The organism is uncultured Campylobacter sp. (assembly GCF_938045205.1).
In the GTDB taxonomy this organism is placed as follows: domain Bacteria; phylum Campylobacterota; class Campylobacteria; order Campylobacterales; family Campylobacteraceae; genus Campylobacter_B.
In genome coordinates this window covers 1-15515 of sequence record NZ_CALIMY010000051.1, presented here as the reverse complement: position 1 = coordinate 15515, position 15515 = coordinate 1, and the positions used below count along the sequence as shown (strand labels likewise).

General features: G+C 46.5%; 15 protein-coding genes. 8 read left to right on the top strand and 7 right to left on the bottom strand.

Going from position 1 to position 15515, the window contains the following annotated elements; all coding sequences use genetic code 11:
- Nucleotides 1–500 (top strand): hypothetical protein (locus tag Q0198_RS03200; RefSeq protein ID WP_297894879.1); only part of this gene is annotated, 500 nt, incomplete at its 5' end.
- 188 nt (nucleotides 501–688) lie between these two features.
- Entirely contained in the window at nucleotides 689–943 is a 255-nt protein-coding gene (locus Q0198_RS03195; RefSeq protein WP_297894876.1) for a hypothetical protein, read from the top strand.
- Between the two features lie 108 nt (nucleotides 944–1051).
- On the opposite strand, the gene Q0198_RS03190 is transcribed toward Q0198_RS03195, so the two are convergent.
- On the bottom strand, nucleotides 1052–1228 hold the full coding sequence (locus Q0198_RS03190; protein WP_297894873.1) for a hypothetical protein: 177 nt from the start codon (nucleotides 1226–1228) through the stop codon (nucleotides 1052–1054).
- 87 nt (nucleotides 1229–1315) lie between these two features.
- On the opposite strand from Q0198_RS03190, the gene Q0198_RS03185 reads away from it, so the two are divergent.
- The gene (locus Q0198_RS03185; RefSeq protein ID WP_297894871.1) at nucleotides 1316–2752 is read left to right on the top strand and encodes an ankyrin repeat domain-containing protein; all 1437 of its coding nucleotides are present in this window, start codon (nucleotides 1316–1318) and stop codon (nucleotides 2750–2752) included.
- Between the two features lie 270 nt (nucleotides 2753–3022).
- On the opposite strand, the gene Q0198_RS03180 is transcribed toward Q0198_RS03185, so the two are convergent.
- Together Q0198_RS03180 and rarD are read right to left on the bottom strand one after the other, a co-directional pair.
- Nucleotides 3023–3433: a hypothetical protein gene (locus Q0198_RS03180; protein WP_297894868.1), complete on the bottom strand. Its 411-nt coding sequence runs from the start codon at nucleotides 3431–3433 to the stop codon at nucleotides 3023–3025.
- Nucleotides 3426–4298 (bottom strand): EamA family transporter RarD, encoded by an 873-nt coding sequence (gene rarD, locus Q0198_RS03175; RefSeq protein WP_297894866.1) that lies wholly within the window; start codon nucleotides 4296–4298, stop codon nucleotides 3426–3428. The genes Q0198_RS03180 and rarD overlap by 8 nt, the downstream gene beginning before the upstream one ends.
- Nucleotides 4299–4402: 104 nt before the next feature.
- On the opposite strand from rarD, the gene Q0198_RS03170 reads away from it, so the two are divergent.
- Nucleotides 4403–5746, top strand: coding sequence for a class II 3-deoxy-7-phosphoheptulonate synthase (locus Q0198_RS03170; RefSeq protein WP_297894864.1), 1344 nt, complete (start codon nucleotides 4403–4405; stop codon nucleotides 5744–5746).
- Nucleotides 5747–6238: 492 nt separating this feature from the next.
- Here the strand turns inward: Q0198_RS03170 and Q0198_RS03165 are convergent, their stop codons facing one another.
- From Q0198_RS03165 to Q0198_RS03150, 4 genes are read right to left on the bottom strand one after another with little or no spacing between them, the layout of a single operon-like run.
- Complete coding sequence (locus Q0198_RS03165) at nucleotides 6239–7228, bottom strand: hypothetical protein (RefSeq protein WP_005872098.1); 990 nt, start codon at nucleotides 7226–7228, stop codon at nucleotides 6239–6241.
- A gap of 22 nt (nucleotides 7229–7250) precedes the next feature.
- The gene (gene acpS, locus Q0198_RS03160) at nucleotides 7251–7616 is read right to left on the bottom strand and encodes a holo-ACP synthase (protein WP_297894860.1); all 366 of its coding nucleotides are present in this window, start codon (nucleotides 7614–7616) and stop codon (nucleotides 7251–7253) included.
- A gap of 34 nt (nucleotides 7617–7650) precedes the next feature.
- Nucleotides 7651–8139 (bottom strand): peptidylprolyl isomerase, encoded by a 489-nt coding sequence (locus tag Q0198_RS03155; RefSeq protein ID WP_297894857.1) that lies wholly within the window; start codon nucleotides 8137–8139, stop codon nucleotides 7651–7653.
- Between the two features lie 8 nt (nucleotides 8140–8147).
- Nucleotides 8148–8882, bottom strand: a complete 735-nt coding sequence (locus Q0198_RS03150; protein WP_177388917.1) for a YebC/PmpR family DNA-binding transcriptional regulator — start codon at nucleotides 8880–8882, stop codon at nucleotides 8148–8150.
- Between the two features lie 133 nt (nucleotides 8883–9015).
- On the opposite strand from Q0198_RS03150, the gene Q0198_RS03145 reads away from it, so the two are divergent.
- The 4 genes from Q0198_RS03145 (at nucleotide 9016) to Q0198_RS03130 (ending at nucleotide 15493) form a co-directional block, all read left to right on the top strand.
- On the top strand, nucleotides 9016–9231 hold the full coding sequence (locus Q0198_RS03145) for a heavy-metal-associated domain-containing protein (RefSeq protein ID WP_040304091.1): 216 nt from the start codon (nucleotides 9016–9018) through the stop codon (nucleotides 9229–9231).
- Between the two features lie 10 nt (nucleotides 9232–9241).
- Complete coding sequence (locus Q0198_RS03140) at nucleotides 9242–11419, top strand: cation-translocating P-type ATPase (RefSeq protein WP_297894855.1); 2178 nt, start codon at nucleotides 9242–9244, stop codon at nucleotides 11417–11419.
- A 450-nt stretch (nucleotides 11420–11869) separates the two neighbouring features.
- The gene (locus Q0198_RS03135) at nucleotides 11870–13120 is read left to right on the top strand and encodes an ankyrin repeat domain-containing protein (RefSeq protein ID WP_297894852.1); all 1251 of its coding nucleotides are present in this window, start codon (nucleotides 11870–11872) and stop codon (nucleotides 13118–13120) included.
- 672 nt (nucleotides 13121–13792) lie between these two features.
- On the top strand, nucleotides 13793–15493 hold the full coding sequence (locus tag Q0198_RS03130; RefSeq protein ID WP_297894850.1) for a Na+/H+ antiporter NhaC family protein: 1701 nt from the start codon (nucleotides 13793–13795) through the stop codon (nucleotides 15491–15493).
- The last annotated feature ends 22 nt before the right edge of the window (nucleotides 15494–15515 follow it).

The following is a 15515-nucleotide window of genomic DNA, read 5'->3' as shown; positions in this document are numbered from 1 at the left end:
TCATGAAGAAAAAGTTTTGGTTATTGGTGGCAATGGTTTTAAGTGTTTTATTTTTGTGCCTGTTTGCCTTGTATTGCTATTTTGCAAAAGAAAACGATATTATTATCAACAATTCGCACATAACATATTTTAAAAACATATCAAGCGGGTTGGAAATTTTTAAAATAAACAATGATAGCTTTATTAAGAAAAACTATAAATTGAAAATAAATGTTTTATGTTTTATTTTGTGTCTGATTTCCTTATTGTCAGGTTTTGGCTATCAAGAAATTATTTTTGTCATTTCTATACTTGTCGTTAGATTTTTGCCAATATTCCTATTTTCGATACTTCAAAATAAAAAATTTGAATTTTATAATCCAGGATATTTATGCATTAAAACAAGAACCGGAAAACAGATAGTTCCTTTGGTTTCAAAAGAAGATACAAAAGATGTAAGAGAATATTTTTTAAATAAGCTTAATATCGATATTATCGATAAAGTAAATTATTTTATGTAGTCAAATCCCCCCCCCCCCAATAAAAAAAAGAGATATAAACGAGCAGAGAAAGCATTGATAAAGGGTGTACCTATTACAGGTAGTCTTCAATCGCTACAAGAATATTTTTCTGATTTACCAAAAATGTCAGAATTTTTTATCGTATTGGTTCGTTAGGTTTTTTCTTTGTATTTTTGCTTTGCATGTATGTGGCGAATATATTTATAAAATTCGTCATATATTTTTGCATAAATAAAGGCATAAAAGGATTTAAAATTTTCCCATTTATAAAAGTCGATGAGCCGTGGCATGGCGGATATTTATATTATTCCGTTGTGGTATCGGCGCACTACTATTTGATTTATTTGTATAGCAGTCAAATTTACGACGAGGTTAAAGAGTACTTTTTGCAGAAAAATATAAATATAGACTATATTAAAAAGGACTATACGGTTTTTATCTAGGAGGATATGCGAAGGGGCGGTAAATTTAAAACTAAAATTTCAATATTTTATGGTGCCGTCATTAAATTTCGTAGCGATACCGAGTGCAAATACGGCGTAATTTTAGCGCTAAATTTTATGCGTAGAAGCGCTTGTTGAAATTCTAACCGCCTGTCGCTGGAATAAAATTTCGTCGGTAGAATTTCGCCTCTGCGATATTTCTACGCGGAATTCTATCGGTAAAATTTCGAAGGCAAAAATTTTGCGCCTTACCCTCTTAAATCTCGCCCTGCGAATTCCGCTCAAGCGAAATTACCTTGTGAAATTCCGTCTGTTTATATTCGGCTAAGCTCACACTCGGTAGTATTTGTCATTTTATTTGCGGAGGTTGCTTTGAAAGAGATAAAATCCAAGCTCATCATAGCGTGCTTGGTTGTTACGGCGGGCGTATTTTGTCTGATCGCAGGCAGTGCGTTTATGGATAGGTCCAAAACTCAGCCCGCGCAAAATTCCACGGCGAGTCGCGCCACAACCTCCGGCAATTCCTCCAATCGGCCGCTAACGGACGAGGATCGCGCCGCAATAGCAAGGTACCGGTACGAAAGGCTGGGCGCCGAGTTAGATTTGGACGAGTGCGTAGTGCATGGCGATGAGCGAATGGAGTATTTCTGCAAGCTTTTGCGCTCCAAGGACACTGCTCGTATTCTGGCATTTATGCGAGAGCAGCGCATCACTGCGGGCGATCCGCTGCATTTTGGCATAACGGCGATAATGTATTCTAGCTTTTACAACGATGCAAACACCACCGAAGAGCTGATCTATCACGGAGCGGATATCAACCGCACGGACGATTTTTCTCATTCGGCACTAAGCTATGCTATCGAAAATAACTCTACCGCCGCCGTGGAAGTTCTACTCAAGCACGGAGCTAGCTTTTCTAGCGTTAAATATGTTCGTCCGTGGCTTACATACCCTGGATACGGTGACTCCTATTTGGTTGTTACTAGCGACGCACAGGTAAAGACATATTCCATAACGCCTAAAAGTGAAGGTACTAATGCGGTATCCGATCCACTCTATTACGCCGTAGCAGGCGGATTTTTGCAGATGACGGAGCTTATGCTTAGCAGCGGCGTAAGACCTGAGATTACCGCTTGGACGGACGATAATTGTATCGCTTTTACACTCAAACACCGCAAAGATGAGCGGCAGCCGAACTGCTCCATCTATCAGATGCTGCCGCAACGATATGACGCAAGTATGCTAAATTTGCTGCTTAAATACGATTTGGCAGGACTTCCGGACGATGAGCGTATTCAAAAAAAATACGATGACTGCCGTAAGGATTTGGATACGTTGAAGGAGTATAAGAAAATATATCTAAAGCATATGGATGATTATTGTTACGATGAGATTATTTTAGATTTGACTTTATTAAACAGCTCTAGGTATGAGCTGCTTAGATATATGATGACGGAGCGCTCAAAGTATTCGGAAAATGATGTAATCAAGCTTAACAAAGGTTCGCTGCCCGATCTTAATAGATGCGGCTCGGTAACGCCCAATGTGGCGCTGCTTGGTATCTACGATACGCTTATAAAGCACTATTCTGCGCTCTGCGGCAATGAGCCTAATGGTGCAAGCGGCTTTGATTTGGATAAATTTTTTAGATATTTACACTTAGAAAAATTGGAATATTATCTTAAAATAGAGTATGAGGGCAAGGTGATAAGAGTGGAGGAGTACGATAAAATTTTAAGGCGCGATGCGTCTAAGCAACTAGAGCAAGCGGGATCCAAGGCTGCAGATACCGCGTCCGCCAATGAGTAAATTCTATAAAATTTACAGACGCGATTATCGGCTTCGCAGCTGCTATGTATCTTGCAAAATTCTATAAATTACGCCGATTTAAAATTTGCGTCGTTTTGCTTTGTAAAACGCATGGAATTTTGTCGCCATGACGCAAGCGGTTTGCAAAATTCCGGCATGTATGTAAATTTTAAAAATTCCGAGAGTTGCGGCGCGTTAAATTATATAAATTTAGGCGTTAAAATTCTACTGATATAGACACCTGCGAAATTCGCCGCTTAAAATTTCGCGCTACAAATTCTTAAATTCCATCTCCAGCTGCTTGCGCCAGTCTTGCAGCGAGCGCTCTGCGTCCGCGGCGTATTTTTCGATAAGCGCATCCGTTTTATTGAGAAACTCAAATAGCTTGCCCTCCCACACGGCGGGGTTTAGGTTGCTTTGATGCATCGTTTTGATGTAAACCAGCTCCTTGCTAAGAGCCTCAAGCCCGTCTAGATAACTCTCACGAGCCCCTTCTTCTCGCAGCTCTAGCCGCTTTAGATCTCGCAGTTTGCCCTCTAAAATATCGCAAAATTTCATATATCTTTGCGAGTTAAGTTCGGGGTCTGCGGCGTCTGCGCGCGCGGAAGCCTTTTGGACCTGAAAATACACGAGCGCGCCCACTGCAAGGGCGACTGCGAACATCAAAGCGAAATTAGCCATTTTTTCTCCTTAAGCCGTCCAAGCCCACGACCGCGAGCCCGAACCAAATTAGCGAAAAGCTCAAAATTTTGTAGCTCTCAAGCTCCTCGCCGTAGATAAATACGGCGATCAGCATGCTCATGCTAGGGCTGATGTATTGCATAAAGCCGATCGTAGATAGCGGCAGATACTGCGTGCTTACGGCGAAGGTAAGCAGCGGCAAAATCGTAATCAGTCCGCTTGCAAACAGCAGCGCGCCGCTTGCGCTAAAGCCGAAAGCGCCGCTTCCTTTCAGCGCGCAGTAGATCAGAAACGCGAGTGCAGGTAGCAGCATCAGCGTCGTCTCGCAAAACAGCCCCTCAAAGCTAGGCACTTTTACCTTCTTGCGTATGAGCCCGTAAAATGCAAAGCTAAGCGGCAGCACGAGCGAGATTATCGGCAGCCTACCCAGCGCGTAAATTTGCACGCCGATAGCCGCAAAGGCTAGCAGCAGGGAAAGCTTAGCCGCCGCGCTTAGCCGTTCGTGCAGAAACAAAGCGCCCAAAAGCACCGAAAATAGCGGATTTATAAAATATCCGAGGCTGGTGGCTAAAATTTGATCGGAATTTACCGCGTAGATATAAATGCCCCAGTTCGTGCTGATAAGTAGTCCCGTACAAAGCAGCGTGAGAGCGATTTTAGGGGTGCTAAGAAGGCGCGCGACGTTTTTTAAGCGGTGCGTAAAGCAGAGAAAAACGAGCAGCAGCAGGAAGGACCAAACGACGCGATGCGCTAAAATTTGCACCGCATCCACGTCCTTTATGAGCTTGAAAAATATCGGAAAAACGCCCCACATAACAAAGGTGGCAAGAGCAAGCATTAGCCCTTTAGTGCGGTTTTCTTCCATAAAATTCCTTCCAAATTGCCTAAAGGCGCTATTTTAAGATTTTTTGGGTTAATAAAAGCTTATTTGGGTATAATCGCGAAATTTTACGAAATCTAGGAGGGGCTATGAGCTGGAGTAGGACATCGTGGAAAGATTATAAAATTTTACAGCAGCCGATCTATCAGGATGAAAGTGCGGTGCAGGCCGCCAAAGAGCGCCTTTATAAGTTGCCGCCGTTAATTTTTGCGGGCGAGGTTCGCAACCTAAAAGCCGAGCTTGCGCGCGCCAGCGAGGGTAAGTCGTTTTTGCTTCAAGGCGGCGATTGCGCGGAGAGCTTTAATGATTTTAGCGCGAATAATATCCGCGATATGTTTAAGGTAATGCTTCAGATGGCGATCATTCTTACCTTCGCAGCGGGTCGCCCCGTCGTGAAGGTAGGTCGTATCGCAGGGCAGTTCGCAAAGCCACGCAGCAGCGACTTCGAAGAGGTTGGCGGCGTGAGCTTGCCTAGCTACCGCGGCGACATAATCAACGGTTTTGAGTTTAGCGAAGCGGCGCGCAAGCCGGATCCTGCGCGCATGATCGAGGCGTATCATCAAAGCGCTTCGACGCTGAATCTGCTCCGCGCCTTTTCTCGCGGCGGTCTTGCGAACCTGCACGAGGTGCATAAGTGGAATTTGGGCTTTTTGAAAAAAGGCGAGCTGGAGGCTAAATTTAACGAGCTCAGCGATGAAATTTCGCGTACGCTTAAATTTATGGAGGCGTGCGGACTGAGCGCCGCTAACTCTCCGAGCCTTGCCGAGACAGTGCTTTACACATCGCATGAGGCACTGCTGCTGCACTATGAGGAGTGCCTTACGCGCATCGACAGCACCAGCGGCGATTGGTACGACTGCTCGGCGCACATGCTTTGGATCGGCGAGCGCACGCGCGGCGCGGACGATGCGCACGTGCATTTTTTAAGCGGTATCAAAAACCCTCTCGGCGTCAAGATCGGCCCAAGCGGCACTGCGGATGAAATTTTGCGCCTTTGCGACAAGCTCAATCCTCAAAACGAAGCAGGCAGGCTAAACGTCATCATCCGCATGGGCGCGGATAAGATCGGCGCGCGGCTGCCGCAAATTTTACGCGAGCTAAAGCGCGAGGGCAGGGCGATCCTATACAGCATAGACCCGATGCATGGCAACACCGTCAAGACCGCAAACGGCTACAAAACGCGCGAGTTTTCTAAAATTTTAAGCGAGGTTCAGAGCTTTTTCGAGATCCACGCCGCGGAGGGCACGCATGCGGGCGGCATTCACCTTGAGATGACCGGTCAAAACGTCACCGAGTGCACGGGCGGCTCATTTAACGTGACGCAAGAGACGCTAAAACAGCGCTACGAAACGCAGTGCGATCCGCGCCTAAACGCAGATCAGGCGCTAGAGCTTGCGTTTTTGCTCGCCGATAATCTAAAAAAGGCGGAGTAGCCCGTTTTTATCGCGCTAAAATTTGGTCGCAGCTTGGAATTTTAGTCGTAGTTTTAGGCGTTTTGACGTAAGCCGGCGTTGCGACCGCGCTTTGCGCTTGAAATTTAATCATATCTTGGCGCGAGCGATTTAAATTTACGCGGCTTTAATCTAAAATTTATATGGAGCAATCACAAAAAATTCCGTAAAATTTTATCGTAGCGGAAAGGCGGCGCCACTAGGTTCTACGAGGAATTTTAATCTTAGCGCTAGAATATGCGACGTCGCGGCAAAGCGTAGAATTTCGCCTGAATCTGTAATGCTTTGTTTGATTTTATTTTAGTTTTGTGGCGCGGTTTGAAATTTCAAAAATTTTACTGTCGCGGAATTTGGAAATTTAATTTTAAGCCTATTAGTAGAAAAAACTATTGCGGCTGATTTAAGAGTTTTGCAAAGTCAAATTCATTAAGCCATTTTGATTTCGCTCTTCATACCTACTATTTTTGACATAGATTACTCCTTAAATTTGATTTTATTGAGTTTCATATATTCTTCAAAATAGTCCCAAGGACCATGATATAGCGTTTCAAGTCCGTTCCCGCAGTTATCTACGCGTATCCTTATCTCGCCATAATTATTGCTTGTCCATGTTTTTGTCGTATTATCTTCTAGTAATGTAGTACCGCGATAAGTAAGTTTATTTAGATCCCTTTTTCCCGTTTCAATTGAATCGATATCTTCACAAAAACTATCAAAATTCCTATTTTTTAACATTGCCATCAGCGAGCCTGTTGTTCCACTATACTTTATAATGTACACGATCTTATCGCTTTCTCCTCGAATTTTATCAGAGGCAGTGAAATTCTTATCGGATTTAAATACTGCAATAGAGTTATATTGAAAAAATTTTAATATCCAATCCGATTCTTGATGCGTTTTTTCATCGTGATACTTTCTCTTGTAATAAACCGAATAATTAAGTTCTCCTTTATCATTAAAAAGCTTGTTATCCTCCCATGGATATACCACGTCTTCATCATCTATAGCTTTTAGTATGGATTTATCTATCTGCGTGACTTGTTTCCCGTCTTTACAAATTTGTCTGCCGATAGACAATAGATTTTCTAAATTTAATTCTTTAGATACTTTCCAAAATTCACACTTATCATCGGGGCGCTTGTCGCCGTTACACTTACGATAAATTTCCCACCAGTCGATATCAAAGTCTAAATCCTTCGGCCTACTGTCTCTTAAAAAGATTTCATAAAAAGGGTAATTGCTCTTTGCATGCTCATTTTTCAAATACTGCTTAAACGCTATCTCTTTTAGTTCATTATCCGATAAGATGCCAAAATGCAAGGGATTGGTGCAAACTCCGGCGTAGTTTAAACCCATATTTATAGGCATATAAGGGATAAAAGTCAAAATGCAGATGATAAAAATCGCAGAGATTATATAATGGCGCTTTATAAATTTTAGAAAATTAATAAGATATTTTTTCAAAATTCGTCCTCTTATATATTCGTTATTTCGTTAGTTTTATATCGAGTGCGACTACGGCGATTGCGACGTTTACGTCGTGCGTAATGCTAAGGCTTGCGGATTTGATATGAAATTTTTTACGGATTTTTTTACGTATTTTTAGATGCGGCGCGCCTAGGGCGTCTTTGTAAATTTTAGCGTCTTTAAAGCCGAATTCCGCGCCGATGCCGGTGCCTAGCGCCTTGCTAAGCGCCTCTTTGGCGGCATAGATGCCCGCTATACTTTCGTCGCGCAGCGCGGATGAGCGCTCGGATTTTTTCAAAATGCGCTTTAGAAATTTCGCGCCGTATTTTGCGCGCAGCGCCGCGATCCTGCGCACCGCGGTTATGTCCGTGCCGATCTTTATCACGGTCTAGCGCCCCGCGGTTTAAATTTAATCACGATTACAAGCTCTCTTTAATCTCGATGTCAATGATCTTATCGCCCTGCCTAATCGCGTCCAGAACCGCTAGGCTAGGCTGATCTACGATACGACCGAACACCGTATGCACGCCGTCTAGGTGCGGCTGCGCGCTGTGGCAGACGAAAAACTGGCTTCCGCCCGTATCGCGCCCCGCGTGTGCCATCGATAGCGCGCCGCGCACGTGCTTGTGCTTTTGGCGGTCGCATTCGCACTTTATGCGCCAGCCCGGGCCTCCTGTGCCGGTGCCGCGCGGACAACCGCCTTGAATTACGAAATTTGGAATTACGCGGTGAAAATTTAGCCCCTTGTAAAACCCGCTGCGCGCGAGGCTGGCGAAATTCGTAACCGTCTGCGGGGCTTCGTCACCGAAAAGCTCCAGCTTCATATCACCCTTTTCGGTTTTTATCACGGCGTATTTATCGCGCGCCAAAGCCTCTGCGTCAATGTCGTAAATTTTTAAGTTTTCCATTTTTTCTCCTATGCGATGTTGGTGTAAACTGCCTGCACGTCGTCATCATCCTCTAGCCGCTCGAGCAGTGCATCAATGTCGCCCAGCTGCTCCTCGCTAAATTCGTGCTTTTCGTTGGCGACAAATTTTAAACTTGCGCTGATGATCTCAAGCCCTATCTTTTCGATACCTTCGTTTAGAGTGCCGAAGCTTTCGTATTCGCCGTAGATTAGAAGCGTCTTTTCGAGCTCGCCCTTGTCGTTTTCAAACTCGTTGATCTCAAGCTCGCTAAGACCGAAGTCGATGAGCTCAAGCTCCAGCTCCTCGATGTCGCGGCTCGGCAGCTTGGTCTCAAAAACGGCCTTGTGCGAAAACATAAATTTCAAACTGCCGCTCGGCAAAAACTCGCCCTTAGCTTTGTTTAAAATCGACTTTACGTTCGCGACGGTGCGGGTCGGGTTGTCGGTGGCGCATTCGATTATGAGAAGTGCGCCGTGGGGCGCCTTGCCGTCGTAAAAGATCGTTTTGATATCGGCGCTATCCTTGCCGCTTGCGCGCTTGATAGCCGCGTCGATATTGTCTTTGGGCATATTTTGCGCCTTTGCCGTAGCGATCGCGGCGCGCAGCTTGGAGTTCATCAGCGGATCTTCGCCGCCCTCTTTCGCAGCCATCGTTATGGCCTTGCCCAGTTTTGGGAAAAGTTTGCTCATCTTTCCCCATCTAGCTTCTTTTGAAGCGCGTCTGTATTCAAAAGCTCGTCCCATAAAATTCCTTAAAACTTAAATTTAAAAACGGGTGATTATAACGAAAAACCCTTAAATTTCAGGAGCGGGCGTTGAAATAAAATTTATTAAAAAGTAGTATAAGTTTTGAAATTTTAATCCGAAGGAGAGACCCATGGCTTTGAAACAAAGCGTAAAATTTAAGGCGCAAAATATCCACTGCGAAAACTGCGCGAGGACGATCAAAAACGCGCTTAAGGACGATTTCGGCGAGATCGAGGTGGACGTGGCAAGCGGAGTGGTGAGTTTAAGCTTAGATCCGCGCGACGAGGCTAAATTTAAAGAGGAGATGGACGATTTGGGCTTTAGCGTCGCAGAAAAGCTGGCCTAAAAACTAACGTATGTCAAGCAAAATCACTCTAAATATCGTTGGGATGAGCTGCGTAAACTGCTCCAATGCGATCGAGCGGGTAAGTCGCAAGATCGAGGGGGTGCAGGAAGCGCACGTAAATTTCGCAAACGGCAGCGGCGAGTTCGTACTTGCCGATCCGGCGCTTGAGGAGACGCTAAAAGCTAAGATCAAAAAGCTAGGCTACGACATTGCCGTGGATTATGAGGATTTGGAGCGCAAAAAGCGGCGTAACCTCAAAGCGACGCTATTTAGGCTAATCCTCGCTCTCATTTTAGCCGCGGCTGTAATGGCGGTGGAGATGAGCGGTTTTTTAGGCTTCGTCCCAAAGGCGTTACTTTGCGCGGCGATGGCGTGCGTGAGCCTATTTTACTGCGGTAAAAACTTCTTTTATCACGCTTACGGCTCGCTGAAAAACAGAAGCTTTGATATGAACGTGCTTGTGGCGATGGGAAGCTTTTTTGCGTTTGCCTATTCGCTAACGGCTGCGGCGTGGGTCTATACGCACGGCGCGCAGAATGAATTTACCAATCTTTATTTCTCATCCGCCTCGATGATAATCGCCTTTATCTCGCTTGGCAAATACTTAGAAGAGCGCAGCAAGATGAAGGCGAACGACTACATCAAGGGGCTAATCGATCTAAGCCCCAAAACCGCGCTTTTGATCAAAGACGACGGCACGATAGCCGAAGTGCGCGCAGAAGCGCTAAAGCCGGGCGATAAAGTACTCGTAAAAAACGGCTCGCGCATCCCTTGCGACGGGCTTATCGTCGAGGGCGGCGCGCAGATCGACGCCTCGCTCATCAGCGGCGAGAGCTTGGCGGTTTACAAAGGCGTGGGCGATGAGGTAAATGCGGGCTGCGTCAGCACTGACGGCGTCATCTACGTGAAGGTGACGAAATTTTCGCATCAGACGCTGCTTGCCGAGATTAAAAATCTGCTAAACGAGGCGGGCAACAAAAAGATGCCGATCGCGCGCTTTGCGGATAAAATTTCAAATATCTTCGTGCCCGCGGTGATTTTGATCGCGCTTGCTAGCTTTATAGCGTGGATGGCGCTTGACGGACGGCTCTCATATGCCGCATCCGCCGCTATCTGCGTGCTTATCATCTCCTGCCCGTGCGCGCTAGGGCTTGCGACGCCGATCGCTATCGTTTGCGCGATCTCAAACGCCGCAAAAGCTGGAATTTTAATCAAAAATCCCGAAATTTTAGAAATTTTAAAAGGCGCCGACGTCGCGGTTTTCGATAAAACAGGCACTCTTAGTAAGGGCGAAATTTCGGTAAGCTTCAGCGATCTGAGCGCCCAAGATCTCTACGCTTTAGCAAGCGCGCAAAAGCTTAGCGAGCATCCGATCTCAAAGGCGATCGTAAAATTTGCCGAGCTGAAATTCGGCGAAATTTCTAAATTTAACGGCGAGTTTGAAAGCATCGCGGGCAAGGGGATCGTCGCGAAAAATCCCACCGGCGAAATTCTTTGCGGCAGCGCGGGCTTTCTGCGCGAGCGCGGCGTGGATGCGGGCGTCGAAGTAGAAGCGGAGGAGCTTTTAGACAAGGGCTTCGGCGTCGTTTACTGCGCGATAGGCGGCTCGTATGCGGGCTTCATCGCATTTAGCGACGAGATCAGGGCTGAAGCGCGCAGCGTCATTCAGACGCTGCAAAAAAGCGGCGTAAAAACCGTCATGCTAACGGGCGATAACGCCAAAACGGCAAATTTCGTCGCTCGCAGCCTTGGCATCGACGAGGTGAGAAGCGGAGTGCTCCCAAGCGGCAAATATGAGTTCATCAAATCCCTGACCGACGAGGGCAAGCGGGTGCTTTTCGTGGGCGACGGCGTCAATGACGCGCCGAGCTTAAAAGCCGCCAGTATCGGCATCGCGATGAACGGCGGCAGCGACGTAGCCAAGGGCGCGGGCGACGTGATTTTTATAAAAAACGACCTTGAAAGCGTGCTGTATCTATTCCGCCTAGGCGGTGCTGCCATGCGGACGATTAGGCAAAACCTCTTCTGGGCGCTGTTTTACAACGCCGTGTGTATCCCGATCGCAGCAGGCGCGCTATATCCAGCGCTCGGCGTGCTTCTAAAGCCGATGTACGGCGCCGCAGCGATGTGCTTTAGCTCCGTAACGGTCGTGTTAAATTCCATCAGATTGAAATTCGCTAAATTTTAACGCGGCGGATTTTGCGCTAGGCGCGGAATTTTGCGCGGCGAAATTTAACTCTACTCGCTGCAAAATTCTTTTATTCTGCGAGGAATTTTACCTCGCAAATTCTATCTCTCTACTAATTGTGCGTAGAATTTTGTGGCACGGGCTTCTCTTACAAAATTTTATTTCACGATAAACCTAGCACGGAATTCCGCCAGATTTGTACAGCTTGCAAAATTTTATTTTACCGCTAGCTCGCGCGTAAATTTTAAAATTTTAGCCTGCCGATCGCTGTGCTCTCATATAGCCCTCCATTGCTGCGCCTATAACTACCATTATTTAACGCTGCTCGTCGCCGCGCCGTAAAATTTTAAAAATTCCGCAAAATTTTATAAGGCTGAAAGGAATTCCATAAAATTCCACCGCCCGCACTAAGTTTTAATAAATAAATTTAAAGGTAAAATAACGCTTCAAATGCAATTCGAGGTAGCGATGCGAAAAATTCTAATGGGTTCGTTTGTTTTTTGCGGCACGCTTTTTGGCGCTTCTTGCGAGCAGATGCTAAGCGATCCGCGCGGCTTTTTTAGCAAAGAGCCTGCGGACGAAGAGCTGCTGCAAAGCGATTTTGGCTGTAAAGGCTCGCTAGCTGGCGCAGAATTTTTGCAAAATTTAAAAAGCGCGGCTTCTGAGATCAGGGACGAAAATATCGATTGTGTCGGTAACGAAGCCTTGCTGAACGAAAAAAGGCTTGAGCGAACCTTGGCATTTGCGGGGATGGATGGCGAGGGCTTTTTGATCTATGCTAAAGAGAAAAACTACGCGCAAATTAGCGAAAAATCGCTTGAAGCCTTAGAATTTTACTCCGAGCGCAAGATTGGAAATTTCATCGCTTATGGCAAGTTTATGGGCGAGATCTCAGCAGCCAGGGAGGCGCTAAAAGATTATTTCGCCGCCAAATTTAATAAAAACGACGCCGATGAGCTGGCAAGCGCCGTTATAGCGGAATTTATCGCATACGCCGCAAAGGATCGCAAGGCGGGAGATTACGGTGAGCTTGAGCTGGCGCTAAAAGGCGGAGTAGGTGCAGATGAGTTTCGTACGCTACTTTTTAGCAAGGATTTTGCAATTTACGAGCTTGATAATGCCCTGGATCTGGCACTTTTGCTAGGATATGACGAGCGTTTTAGCGGTGCTTTGATCGAGCGAGGTGCGCAGGTGAATGCGGGTGAGGAAAACTCTCTATTTTACGCGATGAATAACGTTCAAAGCGCTAAATTTATGATCTCTAAAGGCGCTTTGGTTGGCTATAAAAACTCGCTTGGGCAAACTCCGATATTTTTCGCCGCCGCGGCAAAAAATTATGAGCTCGTAAAGTTGCTAATCTACTCGCACGCTAGCGTAAATGTCCGCCAGATCGGCAGCGCTGAAGCTCAGGCTCTAGCGTCGCTAGGCGAGCGTAGCGACGGCTGTGAACGTTCGGACGCGGGTAAGACACTGCTGATGTTTGCGGCGCAAAAAAGTACCAAGCAGATCGTTGAATTGCTCGTAAAATCGGGCGCAAACGAAAAAGCAGTCGATGAGTCGGGGTTAAATGCACTAGACTATGCGCTTGCGGGTGGCGAAGCGGCTACGCAGAGCTATTTGCGCTCGCTTGGATTAAGTCCTACGCAAGTAAGCGATGATTTTACGAGCGATCCGCAAGATGCGCCTGAGCGTGAAAATTAGCGGGTTTGATTTAAAGGGTCGCTCGCCGCTTCGTCGTCGTTTTGGGTTTGCAAAAGCCTTATGAGCTTTAAATTTAAGAGTTTTGTCACTTTGTAAATTCTATAAATTTAGCGGATTTTTCGAGCGCGAGTTGGTAGAATTTAACGCTTTAAAATTTTATCGCTTTGCTTGCGCAGGTTGCATGCTCTGAAATTTTGTAAACGCGCAGACGAGCTTTAAAAATGGCGATATTTGTGCGTTTATGCGCGATAAAATTTTTGCCAAAGGATTTTGGTTTGCTATCAAGAGCGGGATTTCGTCAAATTTTGCGCGAGAAATTTATCGCTTTTGCGACAAAGTAAGCGTTGCATCATTGTGGAATTTTACCTTGATTTGAAGCTTTTGCTATGTTAAATAGAATTTAATACGCGTTTATAAAATGCTTTTGATTACGCCGCGCGCGGTATTTTGCACCGGAGAGATTTTTCTGCGCGATAAATTGCTTAAAAATGCGTTCGCAAAATTGCAAACGCAGCAAAATAGCAGAGTTTGCTGCGTGATTAAGGCGCTCAATAATCGCCGTAAAAGAAAGCGCGTGAATACGAATAGTTGCTGCAAAGTGCGCAGAATTTTAAAATTTAACCTCTTATCGGAGGTTAAATTTTAAAATTTTATCAATCATCAAGGATTAAAATGTTAAAAAATTTGCTTATCTTTACGGCGATTTTTTTGCCCGCGCTGGCGCTTGCGGACGTGGAGCTCGCCGTGCGAAACAGCGAGCTTTACGGCGTACTGACGCTTATCCCGCCGGTTGCGGCGATCGTGCTTGCTTTTATCACCAAAGACGTGATTTTGTCGCTGTTTTTGGGCGTGCTAAGCGGAACCTTTCTCATAGGTATGGTCGATCAAAATATCGCAGCTTCGGCGCTTTTCGCTTTTACCGATCTATGCTCGCGCATGGTAAAATCGATGGCCGATACGTGGAATGCGGGCATTTTGCTTCAGGTTATGTGTATCGGCGGGCTCATCGCTTTGGTGACCAAAAGCGGCGGTACGAAGGCGCTTGCGCTCTGGCTTAGCAAGCACGCAGACACTCCCGTTTTGGGTCAAATTTACACCTGGCTGATGGGTATCGTGATATTTTTCGACGATTATGCAAACGCGCTGATCGTGGGCCCTATCATGCGACCGCTTATGGATAAATTTAAAATTTCGCGCGCAAAGTTCGCCTTCATCATCGACGCTACCGCCGCGCCGATTACCGGTATCGCGGTGATCTCCACCTGGGTCGGAGTTGAAATTTCGGCGATCAAAGAGGCCTACTCGCAGATCGGCATAGAAAACATAAACGCCTTTACCGTCTTTGTAGAGACGATCCCGTATAGATTTTATAATATTTTCATGATCTTTTTCGTAGTTGCCACCGCCGTGATGAGTAGGGAGTTTGGCTCGATGTATCGGGCAGAGATCGCATCTCGCGGCGGCAAGAGCGGAGCTGCGGATTTTAAAATCAAAAATTTAGAGGATCAAATTTTCGTACCCAAAGAGGGCGTAGTTCTTCGCAAGATAAACGCGCTGATCCCGCTAGGCGCGATGATCGTCCTTTCGGTCATAGGATTTTATCTCAACGGCTACAGCTCGCTAGAGGGCGAGACTTTGGAGGCGGTCAAAGCAGCTCCTCTTAGCTTCACTTCGATCCGCACCGCTTTTAGCGCGGCGGACGCCTCGGTCGTGCTGTTTCAATCCGCGCTCTTTTCATCGATCATCGCTGTCGTTTTGGGTATCGCGCAGAAAATTTACGGCGTCAAAGAGGCGATCGAGGTCTGGGTTGGCGGCTGGAAAAGTATGCTAAATACCGTTATAATCCTGCTTTTTGCGTGGTCGCTAAGCTCGGTTATCAAGGAGCTTGGCACTTCGCGCTACTTGGTCGAGCTTCTAAGCGACGCTACGCCGCGCTTTGCTCTTGCGATCGTGATCTTCGTGCTTAGCTCGTTTATCTCATTTTCCACCGGCACGAGCTTCGGCACCATGGGTATCGTCACCCCTCTGGCCGTACCGTTAGCGCACGCCGTGGGGCAAAAATACGGACTTAACGGCGAGGAATTTCACGTTTTCATGTGCGTAAACATCAGCGCGGTGCTTACGGGAGCGATATTTGGCGATCACTGCTCGCCGATTTCGGATACGACGATCCTCTCCTCGATGGGCGCGGGCTGTGATCACATCGAGCACGTAAGCACACAGATGACCTATGCGCTGGTCGTTTGCGGCATCAGTATCGTTTGCGGCTACCTGCCTGCGGGCTTTGGACTTAGCGTGTGGGGATGTCTGATCTTGGGTATCGCGGCTATCATTCTTTTACTGCGCACGGTGGGTAAAAGAGTGGATGTATGAATTGCGAAAGCTTCGGTAGCTG